A 14,501-nucleotide genomic window follows, 5' to 3' on the forward strand; every position below is an offset into this window, starting at 1 on the left:
CAATGCGGCCGGGCCTTTTTATCAGTAGAACGCGATGTGGACGCAACTCCTGAGTCACTCCCCGGGATGATACCGGCGCTCGAGGTTTTTTTCGACATCGCTCCTGTAGAACAAGACTTCCTTAAATTCCCCGCGCGCATACATCTCGGCCTGGTCGGCGAAATGCGGCGAGGCCGGATCGCCGCTCTGGCCGCCGGCCAGCACGCTGCGCGCCGTGATGCGCGGCCCGAATTCCACCGCCGCCACGAAGCTGTTGCCACGCTCGCCGTAGATCTTCTTCGTCGTCTGCTTGGACGTCATGCCGTACGCCGCCAGCGATCCCCAGTTGGCGGACGCGAACGCCACCGGCAAACTCGGTTTGCTGTCGTCGAACGGCTGAACGATGTCGCCGGTCAAACGCTGGAAGCGATTGATGTCGCCCCACGGCGTTTGCCAGGTGCCGAAATCGGCGGTCAGCTTGGCCGACGCGCGCGCCAGCGCCTCGAGCCGCTGGCGCGGCGTCAGCGCCGCCTGGATGTAATCGAGCACCAGCACTTCCCCGGTCTTGGCGACGGGTCCATACGTGGCCGTCAAATCCTGCACCCAGTAGATCGCCAGCGATGTCGGTGTCGATGTCAGCGAATAGCGCATGTCCCAGCCGCGCAGCGCGGCGATCTGCGGTGCCAGCGACGCCTTGAGCGCATCGTCTGCCGGCAGTTCGTCGTAGGCGGCGAACAACTGCGGCAACAGTGGCTCGAAGGCCGGCAGTTGCGTGTCGTAGGCGGCAGCGATCAAGCTGGCGATGGTGAAGTCCTTTTTGTTCTCCAGCACCCGCACCGCGTGGATGCCGCGCGGGTTCTCGGGATTCATCGACATGTACGCGGGATAGTCCTTGGCCTTGGGGCTATACGGCCCGGCCGCCGTGTACGGCCAGTTGTTGGTGTTCTGTATCCAGCCGTTCTTCGGATTGAACAGCGAGATGGTCTCCTTGACCGTATGCAGTCCGTGCCACTCGGTGGCCGGATCGCTGCCGTCCACCGGGTGCTTCCAGTCGAATTTCGGATCGCGCTTCGGAATGAAGTTCCCGTGGAAGTAGGCGATATTGCCATCCACGTCCGCATACACCGTGTTGTTGGACGAATTGGTGCGCAGCTCCATCGACTTGTAGAAGTCCTTGTAGTTGCGCGCCTTGGTGCGGATGAACGATTGCGTGAGCGCCTTGAGCGGCTCGTTCATCAACCGCACGGAAATCCACTTGCCGTCCCTGGCCCGCACGATGGGGCCATGGTGGCTGTAATACACCTTGACCACCTTGCTGGCCATGCCGTCCTTGGTCTTGTAAGGCAGCGTGATGTCCACCGACTTGAGTGCGCGTTGTTCGGTGCCGTACTGGTAGAAGAAGCGGCCATCTTTTTCGGTGACCGTTTCCATGTACTCGTCGATCACGTCGCCGCCGCCGGACGTGTGCATCCAGCCCACCCGGTCGTTGAAGCCCTGGTAGACAAAGAACTGGCCCCAGGTGACGGCGCCGTAGGCGTTGAGTCCCTGCCGGCTTTGCACCTGCACCTCCGGACGGAAATAGAACGACGTGTGCGGATTAATCAGCAGCAGCGCGCGGCCGTTTTTGGTCAGCGCCGGCGCGATGGCGAAGCCGTTCGATCCGCCCGGCTCCTTATCGAGATCGCTGCCCCGCTCCATCGGCGCCGACGACAGCAGCACCGGCGGCGCCAGCGGATACCTGGCGCCGTTCGCGTAGAACGCCTCCAGCTGTTTCAGATCGATGGTTTCGATGTCGCCACCGATGCTGCCCTCGCTGAAGCTGAGCGCCATCCACGGCTCGAAGCGCGTGATCAGCGCCGGCTTCACGTCGGGATGCGTGGCCAGGTAGTAGTTCAAGCCGTCGGCAAAGGCCACCATCAGCTTTTTCAGCCACGCCGGGCTTTGCTGGTACTGCGCCTGCAGATCGACTGGGTCGATGAAAAGCTTCATGCGCAGGTCGCGATACAGCTCGGCCTCGCCCTCCACTTCCGCCAGCCGCCCCATGGCGTTGATGTAATTGCGCTCGACGCGGCGGAAATCATCCTCCGCCTGCGCGTACATCAAACCGAACACCGCGTCGGCGTCGGTCTTGCCGTAGACGTGCGGGATGCCCCATTTGTCGCGCAGGATGGTGACCCGCTGCGCCTGCGCCTTCAGGCGCTTGGCCTCCACCGCCGGCATCTCACGCGCCGGCAAAGTCGCCGACAAAACCAGCGGCGATGGCCCCGCCACCGCCCCCATCGAAACAAAACCGATCAACGGCAGCATGGAACGCATACTTGGCATGGACTGGACTCCGGGCGGTGGAAGGTGGTTACAACATCAGCTGGCGTCGACCAGCTCCGAAATACGCAGTTGCAGCGCGGTGATCTCCGCCCGCAGCGCCGCGTTCTTCTCCTTGAGCGACGCGTTCTCGGCGCGCAGCTCGTCCACCTCGGTCATCGGGCGATAATCGCCGCCTTCCCTGGCTTCCTTCGGCTCCTTGACGGGACGCGAGGCGGCGCGCAGTTCGCGCACTTCCTTGGCCGCCTTCTGCAACTCCTTCTTGCCGCCGGCGACCGCCGCCACCTGGTCGGCTTCCGGCAGCGAGGCCACCGTGGCGGCGGCGTTGATCGAGATCGTGCCGGAGCGGACCGCCTCCACCAGCTCCGGCGTCGCCGTCTTCTGGATCTTTTCGATCTGGCTGATGGTCGCGCTGCTCAAGCGGGCCGCGCGGGCGATATCCTCGCGCGACGCCAACGGCATGGCCGCCGGCTTGGGCTTGGCCGCGTCGCCTTCCGGCGGCGCGATCATCGCGTCCTCGGCGGCCGCTTCCGCCATCAGGTCGGCCACGCGGGCGGCGACGATTTCCTTCTTGCGCAGCGCCAGCACCCCGCGCTGGTAGTCGGAGATGCTGCGGCGGCCCAGATTGTTATCGATCATCCACAGCTTGACGTCGTCCAGGTTCTGGAAGCTGGTGTTCTCGGTGACCTTGAACGGAATCCCGTGCTGCTGGCATATTTGATAACGGTTGTGACCGTCGACCAGCACGTCCTGCCACAACACCAGCGCGTCGCGGCAGCCTTCGACCAGGATGCTGCGTTCCAGCGCCGCGTACTCGCTCTCGGTGAGCGGTTCGATGTAGGCGCGCAGCACTTCATTAATTTTGATTTGCATATCTGTCCTTGAATACCGGCGGGCGGGGGCCACTGCACCCTGCCAAATCGCCGTCCGACATGCTACACCATCCGGCCACCGAGCCAAAGCCCCGGGTTTCGAGGTGAAACTAAGTTAATTTTAAGTTTTCGTCATTATGCTTCTCCCCAGTCAAATGCTTTCTCCGGTAATTGACCAAAAGCCCCGACAAGTTTGCTGCTTGCTCGGGGCTTTGCTTTGTCAGAACAGTCAAAAAAATAGTCAACGGGCGCTTTTTTATGCCATGATTCCCCACCAATTTTGAGGATTAGACATGGTCAACTACATCATTCGCGTCGCCTTCGATGACCCGGACAGCCAAACCTACCACCACCTGGCGGTAGAACTGGCCAAGTACAACATCGCCGGCGCGATCAAGGCCGACGACGGCAAGGGTTACTACCTGCCGCCCGGCGAATTTTGCTACAGCGGCGTGGAGCCGATCAACGAAGTGCGCGACGCCATCCACCGCTTCGCCCAGACCATCAGCGCCGGTTCGTCCGTGCTGGTGACCGAAGCGACCACAGTCTCGTGGAGCGGCCTCAATCCGGTGGAAGCGGTCGAAGAGCAAAAAGCCACCGGGGGCTGAACGCCCCGGGTGGCTTTTTTTTACAACGGCGATGAAGCTAAACCAAACTAAGCTAACTTTTACTTGGCCGCGATTTCCGGCATCGCCGACGAATGGTGGTTCAGGATCTTCCATTCGCCGCCGACCTTCTGGTACACATAGGTGTAGCGCGCCTGGATGTCCTGCTGCTGGCCGTTCTGCGTCACCCGGAAGGTGTACACGCCGGTGTCCAGCGCCGAATCGGCGCCCAGCATGTGGATGTACCGGTAGTTAATCGTCCCTTGCGGCTTCAGTTTCAGGAACTTGTCGAAGTAGTCCTTGATCGCGGCCGGGTTGGAGCGCACCTCGTTCGACACCGTCGGTTCCAGCACCGCGTTGGGCGCGTACATGCCGGTCACCTTGGCCGAGTCGCCGGTCGCCAGCGCCGCGTTCCACTTGACGAACAGGCCCGCGATCTCCGCTTCCTGCGCGTTGCTTGGCACCGCCGCCACACCCTTGTAGACCTTCGGCGCGCTATCGGCGTAAGCCATGGTGGTCGCAGCTGCCAGTGCCAGGGAAATCAGAATCTTTTTCATCGTATGCTCCATTCGTTGTTTAAGAAGTTTGGTGGGGTGTGTCCCGCCAATGAATCCAGTATCATGGTTGCTGGCGATTCAAAAATCTGCTGATCGGGGGTATTTGCATATGCCGGGTGGCATATAATCGCCATTTATTCGACTATGCCGCGGCCAAAATGACCAATATCACCCACCTGCCACCCTCCGGCGAAAGCGCGCGCGCGGCCCGCAACCGCTATCGCCAGATCGAAAGCAGCGCGGCCCGTTGGCGCCTGCTGACCGACGCCGCCAGCGCGCTTGCCGGCGAGGGACAATGCGCATCGGCGCTGTCGACGGCATTGTCGAAGGCCCTCGCCTTCCTGTCGCTGGAGGACGGCGCCGTGATGGTGCTCAAGGACGACGCACTGCAAGTACTGGCCAGCCAGGGACAGGTGCCGCCGGTCGGCGCCCGCCTGGCTTACGCGGCCGCCCTGCAGGCGGTGCTGCAACCGGGTCCGCGCCCGCCGCTGGTGCGGCAGGACATCGCCAGCGGACTGCGGATCGGCCGCGAACAGCAGGTCGGCCTCGAAGTGCTGGTGCCGCTGTGCCTCGAAGGGAAAAATCGCGGCATGCTCGCCCTGCTCAGCACCCAGGCCGCGCCGCCGCCCACGCCGGATGACCTGCTGACGCTTCAGGCACTGGCGACGATGCTGGCGGCGGTGCTGGCGGTGCCGCAGCACGCGCCGCGCGTGGCGGCGCCGGAAGCGGCCGAGATGCTCAAGGTGCTGACCCCGCGCGAGCTGCAGGTGTTCGCGCTGCTGCCCAGCGGCTGGACCAACGCCGCCATGGGCGAGCATCTGGGCATCGCCGCCGGCACCGTGAAGGTCCACGTCGAGCGCATCCTGCACAAGCTCGATCTGAACGACCGCACGCAGGCGGCGGTGCGCGCCGCCGATCTGGGGCTGGGCACATGACAGGCGCCCTGGGCGGACGCCCCAACGCGTTCCATCCCCGTCACTGGTCGCTCGGCTTCAAGGGTGGCGTCATCATCGCCGCTTCGCTGGCGTTGTTGCTCGGTTCCGCCGCCACCAGCTATACGCTGGAGCGCAAAACCGCCGCCGCCACCGCCGACATGCTGCGCGCCATGCAGGCCCAGGCCGACATCCAGCGCCTGCACACGCAGATCGCCGAGGCGGCAACCGGTGTGCGCGGCTATTTGCTGACGGGACGCGACGACTTCCTCACGCCTTACGGCGTCGCCGTCACGCAGCTGCCAGCCACCCTGGCCAGCCTGCAGGCCAAGGTCCGGGACACCGAACAAGTCGCCAGCCTGCGGCGCATCACGCCGCTGCTGAACGATAAACTGGCCAGCCTGGAGATCATGCGCGGCCAGCGCAACGCCAGCCCCGTCGAACTGCAGCGCCATCTACGCAGCAGCAAAGGGATCCTCGACCAGCTGCGCGCCGAAATCGGCGTCATGAGCCTGCGCGAATCGGCGTTGGTGGGGCAGCGCGCGCTGGCGCTGCAGCAAGCCTCCAACCGCAACATGTGGATGACCATCGCCGTCGCCGCGGCCGGCCTGGCCGGCGCGATGGCGACGCTGACGTTCACCGTCGGCCTGGTGCGGCGGGTGCGCCTGGCGGCCGAAAACGCCGAACGCCTGAACAGCGACCTGCCGCTGATACCGGCGCCGGACACGCGCGATGAACTGGGCCAGTTGGCCGAACGGCTGCACCAGGCCAGCGTGCTGCTGGCGGGACGGGCGTCGGCGGCGCAGGCGGCCAGCCAGGCCAAGACCCAATTCCTGGCCCGCACCAGCCACGAACTGCGTACGCCGCTGAACGCCATCCTGGGCTACGCCCAACTGCTGGAGGCGGGCCTGAAGGCGCCGCGCGAACGCGAACACGCCGAGCATATTCGCCAGGCCGGCCAGCATCTGCTGGCGCTGATCAATGAGGTGCTCGACATCGGCCGCATCGAGGCCGGCAAACTGACCCTGGAATGCGAGCCGGTGGCGCTGGCGCCGCTGATCGACGAAGCGGTGATGCTGATGGCGCCGATGGCGCAGAAACGCGCGGTGCGGCTGCGCCACGACAGCGCGGCCATCTTCGGCGCCGTCATGGCCGACCGCCAGCGCCTGCTGCAAGTGATGCTCAATCTCCTATCGAACGCCATCAAGTACGGCGAACAAGGCGGCGATGTCGATATCGGCTTCGGCAGCGATCCGGCCACCGGCACCGTCAGCGTCCACATCGACGACGCCGGGCCGGGCATCACCCCGGCGCTGCGCACACGCCTGTTCGCGCCGTTCGACCGCCTCGGCGCCGAAAGCGGCAAGACCGAAGGCGCCGGCCTGGGCCTGGCCGTGTCGAAGGCGCTGATGCAGGCCATGCAAGGCGATATCGGCCTGGAGGAAAAGGCCGGCCTTGGCAGCCGCTTCACACTGACGCTGCCGGCGGCCAAGGCGGACGCCGTCGCCAGCGCTCCGGCCGATGTCGCCATCGGCCAGGCCGCGCCGGCGGCGCCGACGCCGGCGCCGCCGGCCACCACGCACAGCATGATCTGCATCGACGCCGACGCCGGCACCCGGGCGCTGATCGCCACGCTGATGCAGCGTCGGCCCAACTGGCGTATCACGGCGGCCGCCGACAAGGCCGGCGGCATCGCGCTGGCGCGGCAATCTCCGCCCGACCTGCTGCTGGTCGCCTGCGACCTGGCCGACGACGCGGTTCACGCGCTGCCGGGGGAGCTGGTGGTGCTGGGTGGAGCCGGTGGAGAAGCCACGGCGGGCGCGCCCCGCCATCTCGGCAAGCCGCTCAAGATCCCCGAATTCTTTGCCTTACTCGACACGACGGAGCAAAAACAATGATGGAAAATGAAGTCCTGGCCTCGCGCATCCTGATCATCGACGATCAGCCGGCCAATCTGCGACTGCTGGAGGACATGTTCATCGGCGAGGGCCTGACCCACGTCGTCGGCACCACCGACGCCAGGACCGCGCTCGATCTGTACACCGCCTTCGACCCGGACCTGATCGTGCTCGATCTGATGATGCCGGACCTTGACGGCTACGCGGTGCTCGAGCGCCTGAAGCGTCGCGGCGATCCGTATGACTTCCGTCCGGTGCTGGTGATCACCGCCGACGCCACCGCGGAAGCCAAGCGCCGTTCGCTGGCCCTGGGCGCCAAGGACTTCCTCACCAAGCCGTTCGATACGCTCGAAGCGATGCTGCGCGTCTGGAACCTGCTTGAAACGCGGGTGCTGTACAAGCGCCTGCAGGCGCTGGCGCCGAAAGAGGACCTCGCCCCGCAAAGCTACCGCAGCCGCGCATCCTGAAGTAAAAAGCCGCGTCTAAAGTCCACACAACTCGTGCGACACCAGATCGGCGTACGATTCGCGGCGACGTATCTGCCGCTGCCCCCCACCCTCCACCAGGACCTCGGCCGGCCGGCCGCGCGAATTGTACTGACTGGCCATGCTCATGCCATAAGCGCCGCAGGAAAAAATCGCCAGCAGGTCGCCGCCGTCGAGCGCCGGCATGGCGCGTCCCAGCGCAAAATAATCACCGGTTTCGCAGATAGGTCCGACGATGTCGATGGAATCGAATGGACCGGCATCGCCATTCGCCACGCCCGCTGCGGGCAAGCCGCTCCAATGTCCGTTGAACGCGCCGAAGCTGGCCGGCCAGATCACGTGGCTGGCGCCGTACAACGTCGGTCGCAGCAGCACGTTCATGCCCGCGTCGACGATCGCGATCTTGCGCTCCCAACCCTGCTTGACGTATTCGACGGACGTCAGCAGGATGCCGGCGTTGGCGCTGATCGAGCGGCCCGGTTCAATGATGAAGTGTTTGCCGCGCCGTTGAAGTCCCTGCAAGCGCTGGCAGATCGCCTTCCCCATCTGGGCCAGCGGGCACGAAGCCGGCGCCTCGCCGGTGTGGTACTGCGCGGGGAACCCGCCGCCAATGTTGATGAACTCGATCCTGCCACCATCAGCCTCGATGCGGTCGGCCAGTTGTTCGACCTTATCGATGGCCGCCAGGTAGGTGGCGCTGGCAGCGATCGGCGACCCCAGATGGACATGAATGCCGACCACGTCGACATGGGAGTACAGATTACGCTCGAACAGGGCCTCGGCGCGCAGCAGCGGCACGCCGAACTTGGTCTGGCGTCCGCCGGTGGAGGTTTTTTCATGGGTGTCGACGTCGGCGACATCCGGATTCACACGCACCGCCACCTTGACCCGTTTGCCCGCGGTCCGCGCCACCTCGCCAATGCGCGCCAGTTCGCCCTCCGATTCGGCGTTGAACAGGAACACGCCGGCATCGATCGCGTAAGTCAGCTCGTCGCGCGACTTGCCCACGCCGGCAAAAACGATTTTTTCCGGCGCCGCGCCGGCCTGCAAGGCCCTGTACAACTCCCCGCCGCTGACGACATCGAGTCCGCAGCCATGCTCCACCAGCAGCTTTAGCACACCCAAGTTGCTGCAGCTTTTGACCGAGAAGCAAATTAACGGCTGGATTCCGGAAAAAGCATCGCGCACCGCCGCGCAGTGATCCTTGAAAGTCTGCCCGCTATAGGCATAGACCGGGCTGCCGTGCGCCGCGACGATCGCGCGTGCCGGAACGGCTTCGACATGGAGTTCGCCGTTAACATACTTAAAGTGATCCATCTGGTTCCTTAGGGATTTTGCTGCGCAGTCGGTAGGAGATTTGTGCGCTCAGTATGTAAGTTTTGGCGAGAAAAACATAATATCAATATGTCCGCACATTATTCAATCCTGATATAGTCGGGCGATCTGGATTCAAAAAAGAGGGCGCCATGAGTTTTACTTTTCGCCACGTTGAGGTTTTTTGGGCGGTCATGACGTCGGGTAGCACAACCGGCGCGGCCGAAATCCTGCACACATCGCAACCGACCATCAGCCGGGAACTGAGCCGCTTCGAGAAGCTGTCGCAGCTCACGCTCTTCAGGCGCAGCGGCGGCAAGCTGGTGCCGACCGAGCATGGGCTGATGCTGTTCGACGAGGTCCAGCGCAGCTATCTGGGGCTGGAACGGATCGGCAACGCGATCGAGGCGCTGCGCCATTTCCGCCACGGGCAGATCGCCGTGGCGTGCCTGCCGGCGTTTTCAAGCACGCTGCTGCCGCGCGCGAGCCAGCACTTTTGCAGCAAGTTCCCCGGTGTGAGTTTGAATGTGACGCCGCTCGAGAGCCCGGCCTTGCAGGAATCGCTGACCAGCCAGCGCTATCACCTGGGGCTGACCGAGGAACCGGGTATTCCACCGGGGACGAAAATGGAAGCGCTGCTGACGATGGATGTGGTGTGCGTGCTGCCGCCGCGCCATCGGCTGTGCGAAAAGCGCACGCTGACGCCACAGGATTTCGCGGGCATCGACTTCGTGTACCTGGCGGCCGGCGACCCGTATCGGAAGATGGTCGACAACACCTTCCGCGAGCATGGGGTGGAGCGCAGGATGGTGGTTGAGACGCACAGCGCGGCGGCGGTGTGCGCCACGGTGAGCTTGGGCGTCGGTGTGGCGATCGTCAATCCGCTGACGGCGCTGGAGTATGCGAGGAGCGGGCTGCAGATACGGCGTTTTTCGCATCCCGTGCCGTATTCTGTGAACCTGGTGACGCCGCTGTTCCGGCCCGATTCGGAAAGCGTCAACCGCTTCATCGACGCGCTGCATCACAGCTGCCGGCAAATCAGCGCGGAGCTGGATGCGATCACCACGATTTGATTGTCAAATTCCGCCCGGTCTTCACTCTTCTTGCAGCTTCTTCATGCGGTAGGATAGCTGCGGGCGCGTGAGGCCCAGCATGCGCGCGGCGGCCGACAGATTGCCCTCGGCGCGCTTGACCGCCGCCAGTATCAGCGTGCTTTCCAGCGCGTCCAGCGACCACTCCTGCGCCTTGCCATTGACCGCCTCCCCCAGCATCCCCGGCAGCACATCCAACAGCTCCGAACTGACCGTCGCCGCAGGCGCCGCGACCGCGCCCTGGCTGGTCAACCTGCCCGTCTGCGCCAGCGAAAAATACGACGCCTGCGATTCCTCCCCGCTGGTGAACAGGTGCGGCAAATCGATCGGACCATCCTCGTTGGCGTAGATCACCCCGCGCTCGACCAGGTTTTGCAGCTCCCGTATATTCCCCGGGAAGTGATAATTCAGCAGCGCGTCGACCGCGCGCGCCGTGAACCCCGTCAAGCGCCGCTGGTGCTTCTGCCCATAGTGCCTCATGAAATAGCCCATCAACAGTGGAATGTCGTCGCGGCGGTCGCGCAGCGGCGGCAGGTGGATCGGGAACACGTTCAAGCGGAAGAACAAATCCTCGCGGAAGCGCCCCTGCCGGATCTCCTCGCGCAGATCGACATTGGTCGCCGCCACCACCCGCACGTCGACTTTGATGCTGCGTACACCGCCGACCCGCTCGACCTCCCCCTCCTGCAACGCGCGCAGCAGCTTGCCCTGCGCGACCAGGCTCAAAGTCGCGATCTCGTCGAGGAACAAGGTGCCGCCGCTGGCGCGCTCGAAGCGCCCGGGCCGCGATTGCGTGGCGCCCGTAAAGGCGCCCCGCTCGACGCCGAACAACTCGGATTCGATCAGTGTCTCCGGTATCGCCGCGCAGTTGACGGCGACAAAGGGCTGCTCCTTGCGCTTGCCGATCTGGTGCAGCATGTACGCGAACAGCTCCTTGCCGACGCCCGATTCGCCGGTGAACAGCACCGTGGCCGCCGTCGGCGCCACCCGCTTGAGCATATGGCAGGCCGCGTTGAAGGCGGACGACACGCCCACCATTTCCTTGTCCGCGTACGGCCGCTCGTCGTCGCCCGCCAGTATCGCGGCCTTCTGGTGCGCATGCGGTTCGCTGTAGGCGGTGGTGCTGACGAAGGCCTCGGCGTTCAGGTAGCGCAGGTCCTCCTCGACGTTGTCCCACTCGTCGGCCGGCTTGCCGATCAGGCGGCAGTGCTTGTGCCCCATCGACATGCATTCGATCTCGCGATAAATCGTCAGGCGCCCGATCATCGCGCTGGTGTAGCCGATCGCATAGCCGGTCTGCATCCAGCACGCCGGCTCGGTGCCGATGCCGAAATCGGCGGTGTGCACCTCGTCCTCGCCTGAATGGTGCCACAGGAATTCGCCGCGATAGGTGCCCAGTTCCACATCGAATTCGAAGTGCAGCGCCTCGACCTTGACCGCGCCCTCGAGCGAATGCATGCGCGGACCGGCTGAAAACAGCGCCGCCGGATCGGCGTCCGGCCAGCGTTCGCGCAGCAGCTGGGCGTCGCGCGCGCCGGCGGAATAACCGACACGCGTCAGCAGCCCGCGCGTGCGTTCCGCCCCTATGCTCTCGAGCAGTTCGCGCCGCAGCGAGCCGAGTGACGTCATGTGCACCAGCTGCATGCGCTGGCCATTCAGCCAAATGCGGCCGTCGCCCGGCGAAAAATGCAGGCTTTGGGTGATGTCGTCCAGGGTCGGCGCCGCGCCTTCGTTCAGATGGGCGCTGTCGCCCCGGTTCAGCATCTTGCCGGTGGCCTGCGATACCTCCGCCAGCGAAACGCGCTCACGCTTGTTCATGTCTCCGCCTTCTTCATTTTTTATCAAATCATACATTGGTAGTTCTCCTGGTTGATCATTTGATCAAGCGGCCGGGCCGCCACGGTTTTGCTGCGACGCGCAACCGCGCGACGTGAATTCGTTCCTGCGCCCCGTGAAGCGGGCATGGTGCGCTGCACTACACCGTAACCACACATCGCTGGCACGCAACTTGTAATAGCTAAGGAAAGGGCCGCAGGCGGACCTTATGCAACTAGCGTGCTAACCAGCGTGCCAGGACTTCCGACCTGCCCCGTCCAATCAACCAAGGAGACAGACATGAGCGACATCCCCGGCGCCGGCGGCGCCTTCCTCAGCCCAGCCATCTGGCGCGACCGCATCTTCAACGGCGAATGGATCGCCTCCCAGGGCGGAGCCCACATATTCACCGAGCCGGCCACCGGCGAGCAGCTGGGCCGCATCGGCCTGGCCAACGCCGCCGACGTGCTGGCCGCCGGCGTGCAGGCGCGCGCCGCGCAAAAAGCGTGGGTCAAGTCGGACTACAAGGATCGCGCGGCGATCTTCCGCCGTGCCGCCGCGCTGATCGCCCAACACCACGACGAACTGTCGACATGGATCGTGCGCGAGACGGGCGCCATCCGGCCCAAGGCCGATCTCGAACTGCGCGAAGCCACCGCCCACCTGCAGGAAGCGGCGGCCATGCTGACGCAGCCCAAGGGCCAGTTGCTGGCCTCCGCCACCGGCACGATGAGCATCGCGCGGCGCGTGCCGCACGGCGTGGTCGGCGTGATCTCGCCATTCAACTTCCCGCTGATCCTGTCGATCCGCTCCATCGCGCCGGCCCTCGCCACGGGCAACGCCGTGGTCCACAAGCCGGACCTGCAAACCCCGATCAGCGGCGGCGTGCTGATCGCGCGTATCTTCGAGGCGGCCGGCCTGCCCAAAGGCCTGCTGCACGTGCTGCCGGGCGGCGCCGACGCCGGCCAGGCCATGTGCGGCCATCCGGACATCGGCATGATCGCCTTCACCGGATCGACGGCGGCGGGCCACAGCGTCGGCGAGCTGGCCGGCCGCAATTTGAAGAAGATGTCACTGGAACTGGGCGGCAAAAACTCGCTGATCATCCTCGACGACGCCGATCCGGACATCGCCGCCTCCAACGCCGCCTGGGCGACCTTCCTGCACCAGGGCCAGATCTGCATGTGCGCCGGCCGCATCCTGCTCCAGCGCGGCATCGCCGACGCCGTGATCGAGCGCCTGGTCCACAAGGCGCGCCACCTGCCGGTCGGCGATCCGATGGGCGGCGACGTCGCGCTCGGACCGCTGATCAGCGCGCGCCAGGTCCAGCGCCTGCATTCCATCGTCGAGGACAGCGTCGCCGACGGCGCCGCCCTGCTGGCCGGCGGCACCTTCGACCGCCAGTTCTACAAGCCCACCGTGCTGACCGGCGTACGCGTCGGCATGCGCTGTTTCGAGGAAGAGCTGTTCGGCCCCGTGGCGTCGATCACCGTGTTCGACACCGACGAAGAAGCCATCGCGCTGGCCTCGGCCACCACCGGATGCCTGGCGCTGGGCGTGATCACGCCCAACCTCACCCGCGCGATGCGCATCGCCGACAGCGTGCCGTCCGGCCATGTGCACATCAACGACCAGACCGTGGTGGCAGAGGCGCACGCGCCGTTCGGCGGCGGCGGCACCTCGGGCAACGGCGGCCGTCATGGCGGCACCGTCGACTGGGACGAATTCACGCAACTGCAATGGCTCACGATCAAAACCGAAGCGCCGCGCTACCCGTTCTGACGCAACGCATAAAACTCATAACCACAAGGAGACAGCATGAAGTTACGTAACAAGACCATCGTCGTCACCGGCGCCGCCTCGGGCATCGGCGCCGAAGTGGCGCGGCTGGCGCGCTTCGAGGGCGCCACCGTCATCGGCATGGACCGCAACTATCCGGGCCTCACGCTGGACGGTTTCGTGCCGGTGGACCTGGCCAGCACCGGCAGCATCGACGACGCCATCGCCAAACTGCCGCAGCGCGTGGACGCGTTGTGCAATATCGCCGGCGTCCCGGGCACCGCCAATCCGGCGCTGCTCGCGAAGGTCAATTACCTCGGCCTGCGCTACCTGACCACCGGCCTGCTGCCGCGCATGCCGGCCGGCGCCTCCATCGTCAACGTCGCCTCCATCCTCGGCGCCGAATGGCCGGCGCGCCTCGACCTGCACAAACAGCTGGCGGCCACCGAAGGTTTTGCGGCCGGCCAGGCCTGGCTGGACCAGCATCCGGTGCCGGACGAGACCTGCTACCAGTATTTCAAGGAGGCGCTGATCGTCTGGACCTATGCCCAATCGCAGAAATGGTTCATGCAGCATTCGGTGCGCATGAACAGCGTCGCGCCGGGGCCGGTGTTTACGCCCATCCTCGGCGACTTCGTCTCCATGCTGGGCGAGGAGCGCGTGCAGCGCGATGCCCACCGCATGAAACGTCCGGCCTACGCCGACGAAATCGCTTCCGTCGTCAGCTTCCTGTGCGGCGATGAATCGCGCTGGATCAGCGGCGTCAACATCCCTGTCGATGGAGGGCTGGCCTCGACCTTCATCTGACATCAAAGCCACCATACCCAGAACCTGCAACCAGAACCACATATA

12 protein-coding genes are annotated in these 14,501 nt (G+C 64.9%); 7 read left to right on the plus strand and 5 right to left on the minus strand.

Features of this window, described 5'->3' with window-relative positions; translation table 11 throughout:
* Nucleotides 1–54: 54 nt before the first annotated feature.
* Both NHH73_18790 and NHH73_18795 read right to left on the minus strand, forming a co-directional pair.
* Nucleotides 55–2,304 carry an acylase gene (locus NHH73_18790; protein USX24657.1) on the minus strand — a complete coding sequence of 750 codons (2,250 nt, stop codon included), beginning with the start codon at nucleotides 2,302–2,304 and terminating at the stop codon, nucleotides 55–57.
* Between the two features lie 36 nt (nucleotides 2,305–2,340).
* Nucleotides 2,341–3,174, minus strand: a complete 834-nt coding sequence (locus NHH73_18795; GenBank protein USX24658.1) for a hypothetical protein — start codon at nucleotides 3,172–3,174, stop codon at nucleotides 2,341–2,343.
* 292 nt (nucleotides 3,175–3,466) lie between these two features.
* On the opposite strand from NHH73_18795, the gene NHH73_18800 reads away from it, so the two are divergent.
* Nucleotides 3,467–3,781, plus strand: a complete 315-nt coding sequence (locus NHH73_18800; GenBank protein USX24659.1) for a hypothetical protein — start codon at nucleotides 3,467–3,469, stop codon at nucleotides 3,779–3,781.
* Nucleotides 3,782–3,840: 59 nt separating this feature from the next.
* On the opposite strand, the gene NHH73_18805 is transcribed toward NHH73_18800, so the two are convergent.
* On the minus strand, nucleotides 3,841–4,335 hold the full coding sequence (locus NHH73_18805) for an SgcJ/EcaC family oxidoreductase (protein USX24660.1): 495 nt from the start codon (nucleotides 4,333–4,335) through the stop codon (nucleotides 3,841–3,843).
* Between the two features lie 158 nt (nucleotides 4,336–4,493).
* Between NHH73_18805 and NHH73_18810 the strand changes: the two genes are divergently transcribed.
* From NHH73_18810 to NHH73_18820, 3 genes are read left to right on the plus strand one after another with little or no spacing between them, the layout of a single operon-like run.
* Nucleotides 4,494–5,270: a LuxR C-terminal-related transcriptional regulator gene (locus NHH73_18810; GenBank protein USX24661.1), complete on the plus strand. Its 777-nt coding sequence runs from the start codon at nucleotides 4,494–4,496 to the stop codon at nucleotides 5,268–5,270.
* Nucleotides 5,267–7,165 (plus strand): ATP-binding protein, encoded by a 1,899-nt coding sequence (locus NHH73_18815; protein ID USX24662.1) that lies wholly within the window; start codon nucleotides 5,267–5,269, stop codon nucleotides 7,163–7,165. Before NHH73_18810 ends, NHH73_18815 begins: the two co-directional genes overlap by 4 nt.
* Complete coding sequence (locus NHH73_18820; protein USX24663.1) at nucleotides 7,162–7,632, plus strand: response regulator; 471 nt, start codon at nucleotides 7,162–7,164, stop codon at nucleotides 7,630–7,632. Before NHH73_18815 ends, NHH73_18820 begins: the two co-directional genes overlap by 4 nt.
* Nucleotides 7,633–7,647: 15 nt before the next feature.
* Here the strand turns inward: NHH73_18820 and lysA are convergent, their stop codons facing one another.
* The gene (gene lysA / locus NHH73_18825; protein USX24664.1) at nucleotides 7,648–8,967 is read right to left on the minus strand and encodes a diaminopimelate decarboxylase; all 1,320 of its coding nucleotides are present in this window, start codon (nucleotides 8,965–8,967) and stop codon (nucleotides 7,648–7,650) included.
* A 149-nt stretch (nucleotides 8,968–9,116) separates the two neighbouring features.
* On the opposite strand from lysA, the gene NHH73_18830 reads away from it, so the two are divergent.
* Nucleotides 9,117–10,037: a LysR family transcriptional regulator gene (locus NHH73_18830; GenBank protein ID USX24665.1), complete on the plus strand. Its 921-nt coding sequence runs from the start codon at nucleotides 9,117–9,119 to the stop codon at nucleotides 10,035–10,037.
* A gap of 21 nt (nucleotides 10,038–10,058) precedes the next feature.
* On the opposite strand, the gene NHH73_18835 is transcribed toward NHH73_18830, so the two are convergent.
* The gene (locus NHH73_18835) at nucleotides 10,059–11,873 is read right to left on the minus strand and encodes a sigma 54-interacting transcriptional regulator (protein USX24666.1); all 1,815 of its coding nucleotides are present in this window, start codon (nucleotides 11,871–11,873) and stop codon (nucleotides 10,059–10,061) included.
* 297 nt (nucleotides 11,874–12,170) lie between these two features.
* Between NHH73_18835 and NHH73_18840 the strand changes: the two genes are divergently transcribed.
* Together NHH73_18840 and NHH73_18845 are read left to right on the plus strand one after the other, a co-directional pair.
* Nucleotides 12,171–13,652, plus strand: a complete 1,482-nt coding sequence (locus NHH73_18840) for a benzaldehyde dehydrogenase (protein ID USX24667.1) — start codon at nucleotides 12,171–12,173, stop codon at nucleotides 13,650–13,652.
* Nucleotides 13,653–13,688: 36 nt separating this feature from the next.
* Nucleotides 13,689–14,456, plus strand: coding sequence for a coniferyl-alcohol dehydrogenase (locus NHH73_18845; GenBank protein USX24668.1), 768 nt, complete (start codon nucleotides 13,689–13,691; stop codon nucleotides 14,454–14,456).
* Nucleotides 14,457–14,501: the final 45 nt, after the last annotated feature.

The organism is Oxalobacteraceae bacterium OTU3CINTB1, assembly GCA_024123955.1.
Classification (GTDB): domain Bacteria; phylum Pseudomonadota; class Gammaproteobacteria; order Burkholderiales; family Burkholderiaceae_D; genus Rugamonas.